This is a genomic window from Natroniella sp. ANB-PHB2, assembly GCF_046097105.1.
Lineage (GTDB): Bacteria > Bacillota > Halanaerobiia > Halobacteroidales > Halobacteroidaceae > Natroniella.
In genome coordinates, this window is sequence record NZ_CP175562.1 from 306,744 (window position 1) to 325,638 (window position 18,895).

Genomic DNA, 18,895 nt, shown 5'->3' on the forward strand with positions numbered 1-18,895 from the left:
GGGAATTATGAGTACTAAACGGACTATATTAAATTTTATGAGGGAAGAGGCCTATAAGCCTTTAATGTTTGAAGAGTTAGTTAAAGTATTTGAGATATCAAATGCAGAACGTAAGATGTTTGGGGATGTATTATATGAAATGGAGCAAGAGGGTTTGATTATTAAAAATCGCAAAGAACGTTATGGAGTTCCTGAGCGAATGAATCTGGTAGTAGGTCGTTTGCAAGGGCATACTAAAGGTTTTGGTTTTTTAATTCCTGATAATCCAGAGCAGCAAGATATTTATATTAATTTGAATGATATGAATGGAGCTATGCATAATGATAAAGTAGTGGTTAGGATTATGGGAGGCAAGGGGACAGAAAAATTATCAGGAGAGATTGTTAAAATATTAAAAAGAGAGAACAAAACAGTTGTAGGGAATTATGAAGATAGTAAGCATTTTGGTTTTGTTGTACCAGATGATTCTAGAATTTATCATGATATTTTTATTCCTAGGGATGAGAGAAATGGAGCTAAGGAAGGTTATAAAGTAGTAGTAGAGTTAACAAGTTGGCCCGAAAAAGGAAGAAATCCAGAAGGTAAAGTTATCGAAATATTAGGCCACAAACAGGATACTGGTGTAGATATAGAAGCAATTATTAGGAAATCAGATCTTCCACAGGATTTTCCAGAAGAAATTAGACAGCAAGTAGGAGAGATATCAGAAGAGATTCCAGCTCGAGAAATAGAGATGAGAACAGACTTAAGAGATTTGAAGATGGTGACGATTGATGGAGAGGATGCTAAAGATTTTGATGATGCTGTTTCTTTAGATATATTAAGTGAACAAAAGGTTAGATTAGGAGTTCATATAGCCGATGTAACTTACTATGTTAAAGAGGGAAGTAGCTTAGATCAAGAAGCTCTCAACCGGGGAACTAGTGTTTATTTAGTAGATAGAGTAATACCTATGTTACCAGAGAAGTTATCTAATAATTTATGTAGCTTGCGCTCTAATGAGAATCGATTAGCAATGTCTGTCTTAATGGATTTTGATTTGGAAACTGGTGAATTATTGGATTATGAATTTGCTAAAAGTGTAATTAAGGTTAATCATAGATTGACTTATAACAAAGTTAAGAGGATGTTAGTAGATAAAGAAGAAAAGCTAATCAATCAATATGATGATATAATTGAAGAATTAGAATTGATGGCAGAATTATCAAAACTAATTAGGGAAGAGCGCCACCTTAAGGGAAGTATTGATTTTGATTTTCCAGAGGCAAAGATAATTCTTGATCAAGAAGGAAAACCAGTAGATATTACTAAGATTGATAGAACGATTGCTGAAAAGTTGATAGAAGACTTTATGATTAAGACTAATGAAGTTGTAGCTCACGATATGTACTTTAGAGAAGCACCATTTATTTATCGAGTTCATGAGCAACCACCTCAAGATAAATTAGAGGATTTGAATACTTTTATTCATAATTTTGGGTATCATATTAAGGGAAGACAAGATGAGATCCATCCTAAAGCATTACAGGAGGTTTTAGAGAAGGTATCGGGTGAGTCTGAAGAGAGGATTATTAATACTGTTTTATTAAGAACAATGCAGCAAGCACATTATAGTCCTTATAACATTGGTCATTTTGGACTAGCTTCTGAATATTACTCTCACTTTACGTCACCGATTAGAAGGTATCCTGATTTAATGATCCATCGAATTATTAAAGAAGTAATTGAAAATGATTTTATTTCAAAAAAGCGAAGAGAAGATTTAGAAAATAAATTAGTAGGGATTACAGATCATTGTTCAGTTCAAGAAAGAAAAGCAATGGAAGCAGAAAGAGAAACGCTTGATTTAAAGAAGGTTGAATACATGAAAGATAAGCTAGAGGAAGAATATAAGGGAATTATAAGTAGTGTTATGCCTTTTGGTTTCTTTGTAGAGTTGGATAATACAATTGAAGGTTTAGTTCATGTTAGTTCGATGACTGATGATTATTATCATTATCATGAAGATGAACAAGCTTTTATTGGTGAAAGAACTGCTAAGAAATATCAACTAGGAGAAGAAGTAAGAGTTAAGGTTAGTAGAGTCAATATAGAAGAGAGGCAGGTTGATTTTGATCTGGTTATAAATTAAAATAAATTACAATAAATCCTTGACAGTTAGAATATAATTGTTATAATGATAGATACACGTCAGATAGAGGTGGCAAAAATGAGTGATGGAGTTAAGGTAATTACAAAAAATCGAAAAGCAAGACATGAGTATAATATCGAGGAAGTTTATGAAGCAGGAATTGTATTAACTGGAACAGAGGTTAAGTCAATTCGAGCTGGGCGAGTAAACCTTAAAGACAGTTTTGCTCTTGTAGAGGATGGAGAGGTTTATCTTCGTAATATGCATATTGCTGCGTATAAACAAGGTAATCGCTACAATCATGATCCTGAGCGACCTCGAAAGCTATTGTTGCATAAACGAGAGATTAGAAAATTCATTGGCAAGACAAAAGAAAAAGGTTATACGTTGGTACCATTGCAGTTATATTTTAAGAAGCAACTAGTCAAAGTGAAGTTGGCCCTAGCTAAGGGTAAAAATCTTCATGATAAACGTCAAAATATAAAAAAGAAGACTGCTCAACGTGAAATGGAGCGGGCTTTTAAAGATAATCAATTAGGCAGATATTAAAGCGATTGATAGTTAATAAACTGGGATAGAAAAGGAAGTTGATTTCAACTATTCATTATTAACTATCCACTGCTTTTAACCTATGGGGGTGTATATGGGACTCGACCTGTAAGGTGTGCCGGAGGAAGCAAGCCGAGATTGCTATTAATCTCGCAAACTAATAGCAACTTATAAAATTATCTGCAAACGATAATAATTACGCATTAGCTGCTGCGTAAAGCACCAGCTACGCTTATAAATGCTTTGTCTGTGAGTCTTTATAAGTGTCATAATTAAGCAGACTTTTCATTCTTTGAAGCTTGTAGGAGAATGAGAGATTAGCAAGCTAGCGATTTTATATCTTGCTTATGAGAGGTGAAATCGCGAAAATAAAACATAAGCTAAGCTTGTAGAAGCTCTAGGAGCATCTTATAGGGACGGCGGTTCGACTCCGCCCACCTCCACCAATAATAAATATAAGCTAATTAAAAACCACACTCTAAAGTGGTTTTTTTATTTTGAAGAGCTTTATTTTAAATTCCAAGTTTTAATAATAAATTAAAATTGCGTGGAAAAATCAAATTTAATATATATAATGCAGGAAATAAGGAGTCTTTATTGAATTAGATTTAGAAAGAATGGCTAAAAATTTAGAAAGGGAGGGGTATTGTGTCTAATAAACTTGAAACTTTAGATTCCATTTTGATGGTGGCTCCTTATTTGAATAAATTCACATTAGATGATACAGGGGTAATGGTTACAGATAGAGAGAAAGTATTGAGTTATTATCCTGGTGAAGACTTGGTGTTTGATATAAAAGCTGGAGATAAAATTGATTCTAACTGGTTAGTTCAGAGAGCAATTGAAGAAAGGAAGAGGATAGTTAAGGAACAAGATTCATCTGTCTGGGGAGTATCTTATATAGGAGTTTCTACTCCTATTTTTGATGATAATAGGAAGGTGATTGGTGGAATTACAATCTTTCAATCGACTGCTCAAAAGGAGAGGTTATTGGAGGTTGCTAGAGGTTTGTTAGAAAGTACTGAATTAGTAAATAAAGAAGTCGAAGAGATCAGTATTGAGGCTGAAGAAATGGTTGAAACGGGAGAAGAATTGAATGAAATTTCTACTGAAACTGAAACTCAAGTTAAAGACACAGATGAAATAGTTGAAATTATTAAAAATATTTCGCGTCAAATAAAGATGATTGGAATGAATGCTTCGATAGAAGCAGCAAGAGTTGGTGAGGCAGGAAGAGAATTTACAGTTGTTGCTGAAGAGGTTCAGAAATTAGCTGGGAAGAGTTCAAATTCAATGGCAGAGATAGAAGCAATTTTGACCAAAGTTAGTGAGATAACTGAACAGTTGGATCAGGTATCTAAAAAGATTGATCAGGTCAGTAACAAACAGAGTAATGTAGTTAACAAAATCTATTGTGAAGTTCAAAATTTAAATGCATTGGGAAATAATGTGGTTGAAATGGCAGAATCTTTGAATCAGGACACTTAGTAAAAACTATTTTAGCTTATTACTTGCAATTTGATTAATAATATGTTAGAGTATTAGCAGATTGACTGATATAAGTGTATATTGGTTTTCGCACGGGAATAGCTCAATTGGTAGAGCACTGGACTCCAAATCCAGGTGTTGCGGGTTCAAGTCCTGCTTCCCGTGCCATTTTTATTTTTTACATAGCAAAGGTTGAGGGACTGTCTGCGATGACAGTTTGTTTTGATTTTCGAACTAACATTCTAAAACTAAAGATTTAGTTAGCAGTAGACTCTTATCTTAATAGATGAGAGTTTTTTTAATTGGTAGTATAATGAATAGTTGCAATCACCCAGGTTAAGTAAAATTTATAAGAAAACAATTACTATAATTGTAGTTTTTAGAATTAATCAGACAGTTCTAAAGGATATGACCATTAAATATAGTAATAAATTAATAGGTTTAAATTTACTATGATTAAAATTTGTCGAACCAAACAAAGAGAGGGGGTTACTATGGAAGATTTTATAGATGCCTTGCTATTTTGGATAGCAGATGAAACTGAAGAAAAAGGGTTTAAAGGTGGAATCAAATCAGTTTTATTAGGTCTAGTACAGATTATTGTTGTTATTGGAGTTATACTTTTAATATTATTGTCAGCAGTATAAAGATAAAAAAGGGGTGGCAAGTGAGTGTTATCTAAAAAGAATCTTGTATTAATAATATTGTTACTTTTAATACCAGTTGCAGCAAGAAGAATTAAAATAGGAATTAATATTTTGCCAGCTAGTTATTATGCAAGAAGCTTAGAGGGAACAGGAACGGCAGAAGATCCATTTATTATTAATGACTTTGAGGGATTAGAGAGATTATCAGATAAGTATTTTTGGAATCAAGATTATAAGTTGGAGGCATATTATAAGTTGAGTGCTGATATAGATGCCAGTGCAACCAGAAAAAACTATAAGGAAGGAAAAGGTTGGGAGCCTATTGGTTCCGAGGAAGGAAAATTTCGAGGAGTGTTTGATGGTAATGGATATAAGATAAAGAACCTATATATTAATAGGAAGAACGAGGATTACATAGGTTTATTTGCTTTTAGTACGGGAACAATTAAAAATTTAGAGATGGTAAACGTTAAATTTGAAGGTGATACTAAGGTAGGAGGATTGATTGGTGGTAGTAATACAGGAATTACTTCTGAAGGTGAAGGGAAAGTAATTAATTCATCTGTTGAGGGAACAGTAAAGGGGAATGCTGTTGTAGGGGGGGGTAGGAACACTTGGTTATAACTATTTAATAAAGAATTCAAATTTCACTGGTAATATTATTGGAAGGAGAGCTGGAGGGTTGGTTTCCTTTAATAATGGTGAAATAAAGAAGTCATATTTTGATGGGCAAGTTAATGGTAATAATAGTTCGAGAGTAGGGGGATTGGCTGGTTATAATTCAGGTTTAATAGAAGATTGTTATGCTTTAGGTAGAGTTAGCGGAAAGGATGAAGTAGGAGGTTTAGTCGGTAAAAACATTACTGCTTTAATAATAAATGCATATAGTCAAGTTGATGTTTATGGAGAAGAAAGGGTTGGAGGCTTAATTGGATTTAATTACATTTCGACTATCTCTAGTTCTTATTCTCAGGGGGAAGTTAAAGGAAAGGAAAAGGTGGGAGGTTTGGTTGGGTATAGTAAGCGTGCAGAAATACTAGATTCATTTACTGAGAATAAGAAAGCAAAGATTAGTGGTCAATATAAAGTAGGAGGCTTAGTAGGACATAATGAAAAGGCAGAAATAGTACAAGCGTTTGCTAAAAAGAATGTTCAAGGTAAGGAGTTAATAGGAGGATTAGTAGGTGGAAATGAAAAAGGGAAGATAAGGGATTCTTATGCCGAGGCTAATGTTAGTGGACAATACTTTTCTGGTGGGTTAGTTGGTGGTGACCAAGAGGGAGTAATTGAAAATTCTTATGTTAAGGGGAGTATATCTGGTGATGAATATGTTGGTGGATTAATCGGTGTTAATGCCTATGGAACGATTAAAGATTCATATGTTATAGGTAAGGTTTCTGGTTATAATTGTGTAGGAGGTTTGGCAGGAATTAATGGAGGAGATATAAAGAATAGTTATGCTAAAGGAGACGTTGATGGTTTTGAGTTTTCTGGTGGGTTAGTAGGTTATAATAATGAAGGTGTGCTTAAAGACTCTTATGCTCAAAGTACAGAAGAAATGAAGAGAAAAGAATCTTATGAAGGGTGGAATTTTGAGTATATCTGGGATATTGATGAAGACAAGAGTTATCCTTATTTTCAATGGGGAAAAAATAAAAGATAGAGAAGATAATATAAAACCTCCTAGTAATTACTAGAAGGTTTTATATTATCTTTTTTTTAGGTCTAGAAATTTAGTTAAGTGGCAGGGACAACTCTGTCTAATTCAAAATCTATCTTAACTTTTTCTCCACTGTTCAAATTCATCTTAAGTTTAAAACATCTAATATCTTTTTGCTTTAGTTGCAATTGTTTTAAAACAGTCTCAATAAGGGCCAAAGGTTTAGTATCAGTAGGGTGTGGTAACCCCTTAATAATATTGTCTATCTCGTCTAAAACTTTACCATTAGTGATCTCTTCCACATTGTCTCCTGCCTTTCTCACTATTTTTGCATAAGACTCTTCACCTTTAGATTCATAGAAGAATATTTCAGTTTTATTACTACTAAGTCTTACCTCTAGTTCAAATTTTTGTATTTCATCCAGTGTCTGTTCAGAAGAACCACCTAAAAAACCTAATAGTGAGAATTGGAGGTTTTCATTTTCTTGAATGCCATAGAGCGTAAAACTGATACCAATGGCCAATAAAAAGAGCAGTAAAGCAATAATTGGTCTCTTTGTTCTCAAAAAAACACCCCTTTTTATTAAATTTGACTATTAGTATGATAACCATTAAATCAACAATTAATAAGAGTGAATTATTGATTATTTAAAGAGAGCTAGTATTATAAAATTTATCTTTTCAATTATCCATATATTTGCAAACGACACCTTTTTCTTTCAAATTAGTAATACATTCTTTTAAATATTGGTCATCATGTTCAGGATAAATGATATCTTCTGAAAAATGCTCTAATGGAGAAATGGTACAGAAGTTATTATCATAGCCAACTGTTTTACCCCTATAAGACTTATCAAGCCATTTTTGATCAGGGTTATAGTCTCTTTCTTTCATTTCTGACATTACTTTCAAGTGATAGGCAACTAGTCTACTGGGATCATATTTAAAAACATAATTTACTGTGGCATGTTTTTTGCCCCAGCCCTTGCCACGGAGAGCACAACATTCTCGATGTTGACCGAGAAGTTGTTGGCGTGGTAATTTATCAATTAAATTTTGATGCCATAATCTCATTTTAACCAACCTCCTTTCTTGTAATTGTTTTTTATAATACTATCTACTATATGAATAGCTTTTGCTAATAATTTTATTTTAATAAAATCTATTTATTTATATGGATAAAGCAGTTTGGAAATTCTTTTTGATTGTGTTATATCAACTCCTTCTGTGATTTATATTATTGTTATTTCTATGTAGTAACTTAGAAGCCTTTTTTATTGGTTGATTGCATGTTGATAAAAGATAGAATACTTTTTATTAAGCAAAGTAATAATATATATAGTTTAAGTAAATATTTAATGGGAGGTTGTACAAGTGAGAGAATTAACCCAAGCTGAAAAGTTAACACTTAGGGAATTGTTGCAGATGGAAACGAATGCTTTAACTAAAGCAAAAGCTACCCAGGAAATGATTGATGATGAAGACTTAAAAAAAGAGACAGAATCTGCTATTTTGGCAATGGAAGGTAGAATTAAAGGAATGCAACAATTTATTAATGAAAACAATATAATAAACAGTAAGGAGGTTCACTAATATGGCAAATTTGATGTCAGCTTTAGTAAATGGAGATAAATTAAAAGATCAAACAGTAGCTGCTGATATGATTGCAGGAGCTAAAAGTGGGGCTACTGCCTATCTGTCTGCTATTTTAGAATCTTCTACGCCTGAACTTAGAGCAATGTATAATGATAGTTTAAATCAAATCTTAGCTGGACACTCAGCATTAACCGCCTTAGCTGTAAATAAGGAGTGGTACAAGCCATATGATATACCTGAGCAACAACTGTCTGAAATTTTCAATCAATCACAACAGTTAGTTGAACTTCCTAAAGAGTAAGTAAGTTTATAATAGAAACCCCTACTAATTAGTAGGGGTTTCTATTTGAATATTCAGTAGTTAATAGGTAAGCAAGAAGATAATGTAAAAAACAGTCAAATAGGTGGTTTTTTAGATTACACCTAAGAAGAATAAAATTAAAATAATGTATAAGAGAGAATGACGTCCTACAATTGGAAAACCCATTTTATATACCTCCTTTCAACACTAAGTGTTATGCTTTTATCATATAATATGCACTAGGCAAAATTATGTTAATTAAATCTAAAAGAAGTCAGACAAAATTTAAGTTTTGGTTATGAATAAGATTAAAGCTTTGGTTAAATCCTAAAAATAGTAAGTATTTAATGGACAATGATATCACTGCAAATATTATAAATACGAAGGAAAGGAAGAGAGATTAATGGAGACTTTAGAAGGCTTATTACATGTACTTAAGTTTCTTTTTTGGGCTTTAGCCGCTCATCTATTTCACTATCGCCAAAATTTTTATCACTGGAGCTTGTGGGTTCCAGTAATCTCCATTTATTTTTTAGCAGCTAATCTTTTTTTAGCAGAGTTTTATGGAGCAAATTGGGTATTAACATTATTAGCTATAACTTTAGTTAGTGTGATAGTTACAAATTTGTGGGGAGCTTATCTACATTGGGATGGTGTTAAAAGTAGGGTAGGTGGGGATAATGTTCATAATCATATGGTAGGACCTCCTGTAATTCTACCCTTGATAGTAGCTACTGTTGCTACGATTGATCTGTTGAGACTTCTACAAGGAGGGATCAATTAATGATTAAGCGGAATACTTATTATCCAGATTATAACGTTTTAGATGAAATTGAAGAGTGGGATCCAGTTACTGCTGATGCAGTACTTAAAAGATTAGGGCCTTTTTCTGCCCTTAAATTCTTAACAGGTGATGAAGAGCAGAGATTGAGAGTGATATGTAAACATCTCGTTTATGATAATCGAGATGATATCTTTGATTGGGTGATTCACTTTATTGATCAAAGACTGGCTGATGAGAAAGGAGAATATCAAAGAAGTCCTGATGCACCACCGGAAAAGATTTTAGTCAGGGAAGGGCTGAAGGCAATTGATAAATTAGCTAAGAAACTTTATGGTGGTGAATTTCTTTCAATAGGGGTTGAAAAGCAATTTGATATATTAGCTTCTTTACAGGTGGGAAAGGCAGTTAGTATTCCTGAATGGTCAACAATTCCTCAAAAAGATCTATTTGATAAACTATTGGTCTTGACTGTTGCTCCTTATTATTCCCATCCAACTATCTGGTCAGAGATAGGTTATGGTGGCCCTGCCCATCCAAGAGGATATTATAGGATTGAACTTGGCTTAGCAGATCCTTGGGAGGCACAAAGGAAACATTTGACAGACAAGGAGGAAGAGAATGGATAATGAAAGTTGTGTAGAGAAGGAAAGTTATGTACAGCATAATTGTGATCATTACAAAGATCATCGTTATGATGATCTAGAACATAGAAAGTATGGAGATAAAGAGGTCGATGTCTGTATAGTCGGTATGGGAGCAGCGGGGGGAGTATTGATCCATGAATTGAGTAAAGCAGGGTTAGAAGTAGTAGGGATTGAGGCTGGCCCTTTTTGGGATCCTCAGACTGATTTTGCTAGTGATGAATTACATGCTTATTCATTAAATTGGCAGGATACCCGCTTATCTGGAGGGAATGATGCGTTGAAGTTTGGGCCAAATAATTCAGGGCGGGGAGTTGGAGGTGGAACCACCCACTTTACTGGAGTGTTTTATCGTTTCCATGAAAGTGATTTTAGGGTTAAATCTATCGATGGAGTGGGGGAGGATTGGCCCATATCTTATCAAGATCTTGAACCTTATTATGATAAGATTGAGAATGATATTAAAGTCTCAGGGCCAAAACATTTTCCTTGGGGGCCTTTCAATGGCCCTTATCCTTACCCTGAAAGAGAACCTATCAGTGCTTGGGCTCAGGTCTTTCGTGAAGGGTGTGAGATTTTAGGGATTAGAAGTAGTGTAACTCCATTAGCTATTCTATCTGCTCCTTTTGATGGTCGCCCTCCCTGTACTAATCGAGGTTTTTGTAATGAGGGCTGTAAGCCTAATGCTAAATTCAGTACTTTAATCCATCATGTACCTAAAGCAATTCAAGAGGGTGCAGAGGTAATTACTGATTCAATGGTTACTAGAGTATTGGTAGATGATGATGGTAAGGTGAGTGGTGTTGAGTTTAATCATGATGGTAACTACTATCAGCAGAAAGCTAAAGTGGTAATAGTTTCAGCCTTTACAGTCGAAACACCGAGGTTATTGCTAAATTCAGCTTGTTCTCAATATCCTGATGGGCTAGCTAATAGTAGTGGATTGGTTGGAAAGTATATTATGCCCCATAGTGGACATGATGTCTTTGCTAAGTTTGATCAAGAGATGAGGCTATATAAAGGAACTCCTGTAATGGCTTGTACACAGGATTTTTATGAAACAGATCCAGATAATGATTTTGTGAGGGGTTATACCCTGAATGCACATGGTAATAGACCAGTAGCAACAGCTAAGATTCTGACTGCTGATGCTGGATACTGGGGTAAAGATCTGCGTGAAATCATGCTGAACTTTAATTTTTATGCTCAGATAACGATGGTAGGTGAAGTACTACCACAAAAAGAGAATGAAGTTGTCTTGAGTGAAGAGAAGGATGAATATGGAATACCACGCCCCAAAATAACTTTTAGTTACTGTGAGAATGACAATAAGATGATTGAACATGGTGTAGAGAAGGCCAATCAGATCTTTAAAGCAAGAGGTGGGAAGCCTGCTTTTGTGGCAGCAGATACTGGACATCTATTAGGAGGGTGTCGGATGGGTGATGATCCGGCTAATTCTGTAGTTAATGGATTCTGTCAAAGCCATGATATTCCTAATCTCTTTATCTGTGGTGCTAGTGTCTTTACAACTTCTGGAGGTGCTAATCCAACTGAAACAATTATGGCCATTGCAGCAAGGACTGCAGACTATATTGCTGATCTGGGTAAAAAAGGTGAATTTTAAATAAATATTATTTAATATGAATAAGTCTGATTCTCTTTTTTGAAGTTTAATCAAAAAGAGGTCAGTCTTATTTTTATTGTGTTTTTTAAAAAAATAGTGTTAAGGTATAATTAAATCTATCATATTTCTAGAGAGGAGAGTAAGAGATGAAGAAATTAGTTGTAGTATTATTCTTAATTTCAGTTGTTGGTCTTACATATTCAGAGTTAGCTTTAGCCAATGATGCACATATACCACCAGGTTTAGAAAGGACAGGGGGAGTACCACCTGGCTTAGCAAAGAGGGGTGGCCTACCACCTGGTCAAGCTAAGAAGATAGAAGGTGAAAATAAATTAGATAAACTGGTAAAAAAAGATCCAATGTTAGGGGCTAGTCGATCTTTATTTTTACCTGGGTTAGGTCAATATTATGTGGGGGATCAAGAAGGGGCTCAAAAATTTATTGCTCTTGAGGCGGTTGGAGCGGGATTACTATATGCTTTCAGTGATTCTGAGAGTGCTAATAAGTTAATAGGTGCAGGGATGATAGGATTGAGGGTTGTTTCTGCTGTCGATGCTTATGAAAAAGTATTAGCTTACAATCAAAGGCTTGTTGATAGATATAGTTTGGAGTTAAAAGAAGATGGAGTTATGCTCCATTTAGGCTATGATTTTTGATTTGAACTGATGTATAAAAGTCTCTATTGAGGAGATTATAAAAATTGAAAAGGACTTTTATTTATATAAAACAAGATAATTTAATCTAGAAACTAAGGGATTAAGCTAAAAGCTTAATCCCTTAGTTATTTTTATTTAACTTAAAAGAGGTTCAATAAAAAGAGAGAGTAAAAAGGTGAAAAAGAGGAATAAATTACATAAAAAAGGTAATATTTTCTATTGAGTTCAATATATATAAGTAGAGAATTTTAAACTAAAATGATTGATAAAAATTGAAACTGAAGAAGATAATAATACAGAAGGAGGAATGATAATGAGTAAGAAATATGAAGATGACAGTTGGCAGGAAAGAATGAAGATTAAATTAGATATTAATAATATGTTTGCTAAGAAGATAGGGGGGGAACATGGGTATACTCCGAAAGACATCAATAATATGCAATCTCAAGCTAATGATGCTCATCAAGCAATCTTAGCAGCAAAAGAGAAAGAAAGATTAGGATTTATGGAGTTGCCTGAGACGCACCAAAAGATTGCAGCAGAAATTAAAAAATATGTTCAAGCTAATTATCAAAATTATGATAATTTTGTAGTGTTAGGGATTGGAGGTTCTGCGTTAGGTAATATTGCTTTACAGACTGCCTTAAATCATCCTTATTATAATTTAAATGAGCAAGTTAGGGATGGTTATCCAAGGTTATTTGTTCCTGATAATGTTGACCCTGTTCGGTTGAATGGTTTATTGGAAACTCTAGATCTAGAAAAGACTTTATTTAACGTTATTTCTAAGTCAGGTGGAACTGCTGAGACGATGAGTCAATTCTTAACTGCCCGTAATTTGATTGCTGAAAAGTTAGGGGCAGAAGCAGTTGCTGAACACTTTATTGCTACGACCAGTCAAGACTCTGGCAATTTAATTAAGATTGCTAAGCAGGAAGGAATTAAAACTTATTATATTCCTGAGAATGTAGGAGGGCGGTTTTCTGTTTTAAGCCCAGTCGGGTTGGTATCGGCAGCATTTACTGGAGTCGATATTGAAGAATTATTAGCGGGAGCAAGGTATATGGCCCAGTTGTGTGATACGGAAGATTTATGGGCCAACCCTGCTTATTTGAATGCGACACTACATTATTTAGCCGATCAAGATGGCAAGCCAATGTCTGTAATGATGCCTTATTCTCATTCACTGAAGGATATAGCTGACTGGTATCGACAGCTCTGGGCTGAGTCTTTAGGTAAAAAAGTTACTCGAGAGGGAGAGGTTGTTCATGTTGGCCCGACTCCAATTAAGGCATTAGGTGCTACAGATCAACATTCTCAAGCCCAACTATATATGGAAGGGCCATTCGATAAAGTAGTTACATTTTTAGAGGTGGAGGAATTTAAAGAGCAGCTAGAGATTGGGTCAGGATATGATGAGATTGCGGGTGTTTCTTATTTAGGAGGAACTACCTTTAATCAGTTGATTACTACTGAAAAGAAAGCAACTGAATTAGCTTTAACTAAGAAGGAACGCTTAAATTGTACAGTTATTTTTCCTGAAATAAATGAATTTACTATGGGGCAATTTATCTATATGTATGAGTTACAGACTGCTTTTGCTGGTGAGTTATATAACATTGATGCTTTTAATCAACCAGGGGTTGAGTTGGGTAAAGAATATACCTATGGGGTATTAGGTAGAGAAGGATTTTCAGAGATGAAAGATGAGTTTGATGGTAGGCCTAGTAAAGATGGAAATTTAATTATCTGATTTATTTAGTTAGTTGGCCCTCTTTGAGGGTCTTTTTTTGTTAGAATAAAGTCTCTCTTTTCAATTCTTGTTAAAAATCATATGAAATACAATTTCTCTAAAACTTTCTAAAAGGATTCAACTTTTTTATTATAGAAGTATTAAAGAAGATAGGGTTGATTTAAATAACTAGAAATATTTTTAAAGACCTAACATAAGATTAAATTAAGGAAATTTAATTTAAAGAGGGAGGCAAGGTAACAATTATTTTATTGAGAATTAGTTTAGTATTATTTTTTTTATTTAGCTTGGGTTTAATTGGAAGAGAGGAAGTGCCATTTAGTTCTTTGTTAGAAAAAGAAATAAATGGCAAGTGGCAGAAGAAAGATTATAATTCTAATTTAATCTTTAAAGTTTTAACAAATCCGGATAGTAATTTGGAATTACCTAAATACCATCAAAAATTACCTGCAAAATTAAATGTTAATTATGAAAAGTATTATTTAATCTATGTTGCTTTGGGTGAATATAACGCTTGTAAATATGATATTAAAATTGATAAAATTATTAAGCAAAAAGATAAAGTAATTGTAAGAGTCAAGACAGTCAGTTGCACTTCTCAATGTATAGGTCTAGAATTGGTTAGTTTACCTTATGATTTAGTAAAAGTTCCAAAAAAATATCTTGTTGAGAATGAAGAAGAATTAAAATTCAAATTTATTGACCAAGATAATAATTTATTAATTAGCAAGAGTTTAAAATTAAACTAATTTAAATAGTTGAAAGGGGAAAAATAGTGGCAGTTAAATATAAAGCAATCATTTTAATATACGTAGCAGTAGCAGTACTAACATCAGTTCAGGTTGAAGCGCAAGGAATAAATCTATTGGTCAATGGAGAAAAGATAGATGTTAATTTAAGAATCGTTAATGGAAGGACAATGGTACCGCTTGATTTTGTCAGCGATTATTTTGGAGCTGAGGTAGAATGGGAAGCAGAGTCAACTGAAGGAGAAATTATTCATCCTCACAAATTAATTGAACTAGAAGTTGGTAGTAAAATCGCTTTAGTCAATTCTGAACCTGTTCCTTTAGGTGAGAATGTTAGGTCAATAGATGGACAAGTTATGTTGCCATTAAGATTTTTAACAGGAATTTATGGTGGGGATTTAGATTGGCAGGAAAGTAGTAAGTCAATTCATTATCAAACTAATCAACTCAAAGGTTTTGAAGTTAAAGAGGAAGAAGATAACTTTAAATTAATTATTGATTCTAATTTTATTTCTAATTATGATTTACAGTTATATCATCAGCCAACCAGATTGGTTTTGGATATGCATGATATTAGTTTTAAAGAACTACAAGAAACAATCAATGTTGGAAGTGAGTCAGTAAATAGGGTTCGATTTAGTCAGCTTGATTTTGCTCCTGCAATTGCTAGGATTGTAGTTGATATTGAAAATATGAGTAGTTATAATATAAAAGAAGATGGTTCTAATTTGATTTTGGAAGTTGAAGCTAAAGAAGAAGTAATAACTTCTTCAATTATTAGTACTAATCATGATTTAATTAATCAATTACGATTAACAAATAAAAGAGTTGTAATTGATCCTGGACATGGTGGAACTGATTCTGGAGCAATAGGTGTTACGGGATTAAAGGAGAAAGAAGTTGCTCTTGATATAGCTACTAGAGTCGATGACTTATTATATCAAGAAGGAATCAATACCTTAATGACAAGAAGGGATGACTCTTTTATTTCATTAGCTCAAAGAGCTGAGATAGCCAATAGGTTTGACGCTGATCTATTTGTCAGTATTCATTCTAATGCCAGTTATAACTCATGGGCCAACGGACTTGAAACTTATGCTCATTGGGATGCTGGTCAAGATAATTGGGCTTTGGCCTGGTATGTACAAGATGAAATTTTACAAAGGACAGATTTTACCGATCATGGTTTAAAAGCTGCTAATTTTGCTGTTTTAAGAAGAACAAATTTACCAGCTATTTTAGTAGAAGCTGGATTTTTATCAAACCCTGCCGATGAGCAATTGTTAAGAGATCCCCAGTTTAGGCAACGAGTTGCTGAGGGGGTTGTAGCTGGAATTAGAAGGTATTTTGAACAGCAAACTTAATCGGTTAACATAAAATTCAATAGAGCTTTGTCGTTAAAAATTAAAATCTTTGCAATTTATTAAATAACTTGGGAATTTAAAGAGGATTTTATCTAGAAAGACAGAATATTAAATATAAGATAAATTAATGAGTATGTAGAAAATTGTCTAGTTTAGGGGGCAGAAGAGATGCCAAAAAAATTATCGATAGTTGTAGTACTGATATTAATTTCAGTTGTTTCATTGCAAGTAAATGCTACACAAGAGATTAAACTTGAAGTTAATGGAAATATTGTGACGGAGGATTTAGATTATAAGTTATTAGATGAAGATATATTAATTCCATTACATAATCTAACAGATAACTTACCTATTAAAGTCAGGTGGTTCAGTGCGATAGAGACATTACAGTTAGAAACTGAAGATAGAACTGTGAAATTAAGGATAGGGGATCGAAATTTACAGGTTAATCAACAGATGGTTCAAGTTCCTGTAGCTGCTGAATTAGTTGCTCAGCAACCAATGGTACCTCTTAATGCTTTAGGTGATATTTTAGGTTTGGTAATTGATGTTGAGTCTGATAATAAAATAGTTAAGATATCTGAAACTAGAGCAGAATTAAAAGCAATAGATTATTTGAAGACTGATGATTATGAAGGGGTAAAAATAACAACTAGTGAGCCAATAAATTATCAACTTGATTTAGTTCAGAAACCATATCGAATAGCTTTCGATCTAGAAAGGACTGCTTTGAATCGTGATTTAGATAAATTAGATTTAGAGAGTCAGTTGGTTAGAGATGTTAGAGCTTCTCAATTTGATTCTAGAACGGCGCGGGTTGTATTAGATTTATTTGATAATGTTGATTATCAAATAAAGGAATTAGAAAATGATGATGATTATAATTATTTATTACAGGTTAGTTCAATCATTAAAGACATAAGTCACAGTGAAGAAGGTTTGAAAATAGATGCTACGCGACCTTTACAAGCTAGCTCAGTAAGTTATTTATCAAATCCACAGCGAGCTGTAATTGATATTAAGAATGCTGCCTTAGCAGAAGGTCAAACTTTAGAAGTTGATGATCCATTGATTGAACAGGTTAGAATGAGTCAATATCAGACTGATCCTCATAATGTAGTTAGAATTGTGCTAGATTTAAAGGATAATACCAAGGTTAATTTAGCTCATCAGGATGAATCATTGATAGTTAAATCAATTAAGTCTGAATTAGAAGAGATAGTATATGATGATACTCAGGGACAGTTGTTATCTTTTGACTTAACTGAAAGAGTAGAGCCAGAAGTTATGGCTTTAGCAGAGGGTAATAGGCTTGTCATTGATCTTCCTGATACCAGCAAAGAGGTAATTGAAGATCAGATAGATATTGATAGCGAATTAGTTAAAGGGATACGTACTTCTCAATTTAGTGATGATATAACCAGAATAGTTGTTGATCTAAAAGAGCTTGTTCCTTATGAGTTGGGTTGGGAAGGTAATACCTTACAAGTTAGATTAATGAATCGCCTGTTAGGAGTAGGTACTACTTCTGAAGGCTTAAAGACCGAGTTGGGATTATCTTTATTGGCCCCAACAGAATATGAAGTTTATAAATTATATGATCCATATCGCTTAGTAATTGATTTAGAAAATACGGTAGTAGATAAAGAGCAGCTTGCTATTTCTGAAAAGTTAGGGCTGGTCAAAGATGTTAGGGTAAGTCAGTTCTCTGCTGATCCTAAGCAGGTTAGAGTTGTTTTTGACTTAGATAGTGATATTACCTTTGACGTGGAATCTGATGAAAGAACTAAGGATATCGATCTTAAATTGAATAGATTTAATCTAAAAGATACAATTATAGTTGTTGATGCAGGTCATGGTGGGTATGATCCTGGAGCAATAAGTCCTTCAGGCTTAAGAGAGAAGGATGTAGCATTAGATATTTCTTTAACCTTAGAAGAGTTATTAAATGATGCAGGGGCCAAGGTAATCATGACAAGAAGAGATGATTATTTTGTTGATCTAATGGAAAGAAGTGAAATTGCTAATAGCTTAGATGCTGATCTATTTATCAGTATTCATGCTAACTCTCATACTGATCAACGACAGTCAGGAACAGAGACATATATTGCACGTGATGCTGATGAGCAAGAGATCGTATTAGCTGAGTATATTCAACAAAATAAAGTTGAAAAGTTAGGAAGACGTGATCGAGGTGTTAAAAAGAATAACCTATATGTGTTAAGAAATACTGAAGTTCCAGCAGTTTTAAGTGAAGTAGCTTTCTTAAGTAACCCAGAAGATGAAGGGTTACTAAAAGAGGATAGCTTTAAACAGGAAGCGGCTATAGCTTTATATAAGGGGATCAGTCAATATTTTGAGTTGTTACTGGAGGAGGAATTTTAATGAGCGGTTCTAAGGCTAGAAACTTATTGATAATAGGTGTGATTGGTGTGATTATAGCTTCGATTTTGATCTACCCTCGTTTGCTTGCTACAACGGAGGTTGAGCTTTATTTCAGTGATGCTCAGGCTCAATTGCTAGTAGTAGAAACGCGAGAAGTAAGAAGAAATAATTTATATCAAAATACGATTGATGAATTGATTAAGGGACCACAGTCAGAAGAGCTAGGAGTTACAATTCCTCCTGAAACAGAAGTGATTGATTTAGAAGTAGAGGATAAATTAGCGGTAGTGGATTTTAGTCAAGGTCTAGTTGAGCAACATTGGGGTGGTACAACTGGAGAGATATTAACTGTCTATTCAATTGTTACTACTTTGGCCCAATTTGATGAGATAAAGCAGGTGCAGATTTTGCTTGAAGGAGAAGAGGTAAAAACATTGAGTGGTCATTTGAAGTTGGAGCAACCACTAGAAGTTGATCCGCAGTTAATAGAATAAAAGTGATTTTTTAGCGAGACTTATTGTCTCGCTTTTAATTTGTTTAATTTAAAATAAGTTGGCCAAGTTG

The 18,895-nt window shown here is 33.7% G+C and carries 19 protein-coding genes, 1 tRNA gene and 1 other RNA gene; 19 read left to right on the forward strand and 2 right to left on the reverse strand.

Annotated features, from left to right (window positions below; translation table 11 throughout):
- Positions 1 to 7: 7 nt before the first annotated feature.
- The 8 genes from rnr (at position 8) to ACKF5P_RS01585 (ending at position 6,478) form a co-directional block, all read left to right on the forward strand.
- Positions 8 to 2,131 carry a ribonuclease R gene (gene rnr / locus ACKF5P_RS01550; RefSeq protein ID WP_408955763.1) on the forward strand — a complete coding sequence of 708 codons (2,124 nt, stop codon included), beginning with the start codon at positions 8 to 10 and terminating at the stop codon, positions 2,129 to 2,131.
- A gap of 78 nt (positions 2,132 to 2,209) precedes the next feature.
- Positions 2,210 to 2,680: an SsrA-binding protein SmpB gene (gene smpB, locus ACKF5P_RS01555; RefSeq protein ID WP_408955764.1), complete on the forward strand. Its 471-nt coding sequence runs from the start codon at positions 2,210 to 2,212 to the stop codon at positions 2,678 to 2,680.
- 84 nt (positions 2,681 to 2,764) lie between these two features.
- Positions 2,765 to 3,126: a transfer-messenger RNA gene (gene ssrA / locus ACKF5P_RS01560) on the forward strand.
- Between the two features lie 202 nt (positions 3,127 to 3,328).
- On the forward strand, positions 3,329 to 4,168 hold the full coding sequence (locus ACKF5P_RS01565) for a methyl-accepting chemotaxis protein (RefSeq protein WP_408955765.1): 840 nt from the start codon (positions 3,329 to 3,331) through the stop codon (positions 4,166 to 4,168).
- Positions 4,169 to 4,260: 92 nt separating this feature from the next.
- Positions 4,261 to 4,336, forward strand: a tRNA-Trp gene (locus ACKF5P_RS01570).
- A 326-nt stretch (positions 4,337 to 4,662) separates the two neighbouring features.
- A complete protein-coding gene (locus ACKF5P_RS01575) occupies positions 4,663 to 4,815 on the forward strand; it encodes a hypothetical protein (RefSeq protein WP_408955766.1) in 153 nt (50 codons plus the stop codon).
- Between the two features lie 24 nt (positions 4,816 to 4,839).
- The gene (locus ACKF5P_RS01580) at positions 4,840 to 5,439 is read left to right on the forward strand and encodes a hypothetical protein (RefSeq protein ID WP_408955767.1); all 600 of its coding nucleotides are present in this window, start codon (positions 4,840 to 4,842) and stop codon (positions 5,437 to 5,439) included.
- A gap of 58 nt (positions 5,440 to 5,497) precedes the next feature.
- Positions 5,498 to 6,478 carry a GLUG motif-containing protein gene (locus ACKF5P_RS01585; protein WP_408955768.1) on the forward strand — a complete coding sequence of 327 codons (981 nt, stop codon included), beginning with the start codon at positions 5,498 to 5,500 and terminating at the stop codon, positions 6,476 to 6,478.
- Between the two features lie 74 nt (positions 6,479 to 6,552).
- On the opposite strand, the gene ACKF5P_RS01590 is transcribed toward ACKF5P_RS01585, so the two are convergent.
- Both ACKF5P_RS01590 and ACKF5P_RS01595 read right to left on the reverse strand, forming a co-directional pair.
- Entirely contained in the window at positions 6,553 to 7,041 is a 489-nt protein-coding gene (locus ACKF5P_RS01590) for a YusW family protein (RefSeq protein ID WP_408955769.1), read from the reverse strand.
- A gap of 115 nt (positions 7,042 to 7,156) precedes the next feature.
- A complete protein-coding gene (locus tag ACKF5P_RS01595) occupies positions 7,157 to 7,549 on the reverse strand; it encodes a TIGR02328 family protein (RefSeq protein ID WP_408955770.1) in 393 nt (130 codons plus the stop codon).
- Positions 7,550 to 7,849: 300 nt separating this feature from the next.
- Here ACKF5P_RS01595 and ACKF5P_RS01600 point away from each other — a divergent pair, with 300 nt between their 5' ends.
- The 11 genes from ACKF5P_RS01600 to ACKF5P_RS01650 all read left to right on the forward strand — a co-directional run bounded on the left by ACKF5P_RS01600 (position 7,850) and on the right by ACKF5P_RS01650 (position 18,825).
- On the forward strand, positions 7,850 to 8,068 hold the full coding sequence (locus ACKF5P_RS01600; protein ID WP_408955771.1) for a hypothetical protein: 219 nt from the start codon (positions 7,850 to 7,852) through the stop codon (positions 8,066 to 8,068).
- A 1-nt stretch (position 8,069) separates the two neighbouring features.
- On the forward strand, positions 8,070 to 8,372 hold the full coding sequence (locus tag ACKF5P_RS01605; protein ID WP_408955772.1) for a spore coat protein: 303 nt from the start codon (positions 8,070 to 8,072) through the stop codon (positions 8,370 to 8,372).
- Between the two features lie 403 nt (positions 8,373 to 8,775).
- Positions 8,776 to 9,156 (forward strand): hypothetical protein, encoded by a 381-nt coding sequence (locus tag ACKF5P_RS01610; protein ID WP_408955773.1) that lies wholly within the window; start codon positions 8,776 to 8,778, stop codon positions 9,154 to 9,156.
- Complete coding sequence (locus ACKF5P_RS01615) at positions 9,156 to 9,782, forward strand: gluconate 2-dehydrogenase subunit 3 family protein (protein WP_408955774.1); 627 nt, start codon at positions 9,156 to 9,158, stop codon at positions 9,780 to 9,782. Before ACKF5P_RS01610 ends, ACKF5P_RS01615 begins: the two co-directional genes overlap by 1 nt.
- Entirely contained in the window at positions 9,775 to 11,424 is a 1,650-nt protein-coding gene (locus tag ACKF5P_RS01620) for a GMC family oxidoreductase (RefSeq protein WP_408955775.1), read from the forward strand. The genes ACKF5P_RS01615 and ACKF5P_RS01620 overlap by 8 nt, the downstream gene beginning before the upstream one ends.
- A gap of 146 nt (positions 11,425 to 11,570) precedes the next feature.
- Positions 11,571 to 12,080 (forward strand): hypothetical protein, encoded by a 510-nt coding sequence (locus tag ACKF5P_RS01625; RefSeq protein ID WP_408955776.1) that lies wholly within the window; start codon positions 11,571 to 11,573, stop codon positions 12,078 to 12,080.
- A 313-nt stretch (positions 12,081 to 12,393) separates the two neighbouring features.
- The gene (locus ACKF5P_RS01630) at positions 12,394 to 13,833 is read left to right on the forward strand and encodes a glucose-6-phosphate isomerase (RefSeq protein WP_408955777.1); all 1,440 of its coding nucleotides are present in this window, start codon (positions 12,394 to 12,396) and stop codon (positions 13,831 to 13,833) included.
- Positions 13,834 to 14,144: 311 nt separating this feature from the next.
- Entirely contained in the window at positions 14,145 to 14,582 is a 438-nt protein-coding gene (locus ACKF5P_RS01635) for a hypothetical protein (RefSeq protein WP_408955778.1), read from the forward strand.
- Between the two features lie 26 nt (positions 14,583 to 14,608).
- Positions 14,609 to 15,946: an N-acetylmuramoyl-L-alanine amidase gene (locus ACKF5P_RS01640; RefSeq protein ID WP_408955779.1), complete on the forward strand. Its 1,338-nt coding sequence runs from the start codon at positions 14,609 to 14,611 to the stop codon at positions 15,944 to 15,946.
- Positions 15,947 to 16,114: 168 nt separating this feature from the next.
- Entirely contained in the window at positions 16,115 to 18,331 is a 2,217-nt protein-coding gene (locus ACKF5P_RS01645; RefSeq protein ID WP_408955780.1) for an N-acetylmuramoyl-L-alanine amidase, read from the forward strand.
- Positions 18,331 to 18,825: a GerMN domain-containing protein gene (locus ACKF5P_RS01650; RefSeq protein WP_408955781.1), complete on the forward strand. Its 495-nt coding sequence runs from the start codon at positions 18,331 to 18,333 to the stop codon at positions 18,823 to 18,825. Before ACKF5P_RS01645 ends, ACKF5P_RS01650 begins: the two co-directional genes overlap by 1 nt.
- Positions 18,826 to 18,895: the final 70 nt, after the last annotated feature.

Bases quoted from the DNA above. Each gene is read 5' to 3' on its own strand.
- rnr (WP_408955763.1), top strand. From the start codon at position 8: ATGAGTACTAAACGGACTATATTAAATTTTATGAGGGAAGAGGCCTAT.
- smpB (WP_408955764.1), top strand. From the start codon at position 2,210: ATGAGTGATGGAGTTAAGGTAATTACAAAAAATCGAAAAGCAAGACAT.
- ACKF5P_RS01575 (WP_408955766.1), top strand. From the start codon at position 4,663: ATGGAAGATTTTATAGATGCCTTGCTATTTTGGATAGCAGATGAAACT.
- ACKF5P_RS01595 (WP_408955770.1), bottom strand. From the start codon at position 7,549: ATGAGATTATGGCATCAAAATTTAATTGATAAATTACCACGCCAACAA.
- ACKF5P_RS01605 (WP_408955772.1), top strand. From the start codon at position 8,070: ATGGCAAATTTGATGTCAGCTTTAGTAAATGGAGATAAATTAAAAGAT.
- ACKF5P_RS01610 (WP_408955773.1), top strand. From the start codon at position 8,776: ATGGAGACTTTAGAAGGCTTATTACATGTACTTAAGTTTCTTTTTTGG.
- ACKF5P_RS01615 (WP_408955774.1), top strand. From the start codon at position 9,156: ATGATTAAGCGGAATACTTATTATCCAGATTATAACGTTTTAGATGAA.
- ACKF5P_RS01620 (WP_408955775.1), top strand. From the start codon at position 9,775: ATGGATAATGAAAGTTGTGTAGAGAAGGAAAGTTATGTACAGCATAAT.
- ACKF5P_RS01625 (WP_408955776.1), top strand. From the start codon at position 11,571: ATGAAGAAATTAGTTGTAGTATTATTCTTAATTTCAGTTGTTGGTCTT.
- ACKF5P_RS01630 (WP_408955777.1), top strand. From the start codon at position 12,394: ATGAGTAAGAAATATGAAGATGACAGTTGGCAGGAAAGAATGAAGATT.
- ACKF5P_RS01645 (WP_408955780.1), top strand. From the start codon at position 16,115: ATGCCAAAAAAATTATCGATAGTTGTAGTACTGATATTAATTTCAGTT.
- ACKF5P_RS01650 (WP_408955781.1), top strand. From the start codon at position 18,331: ATGAGCGGTTCTAAGGCTAGAAACTTATTGATAATAGGTGTGATTGGT.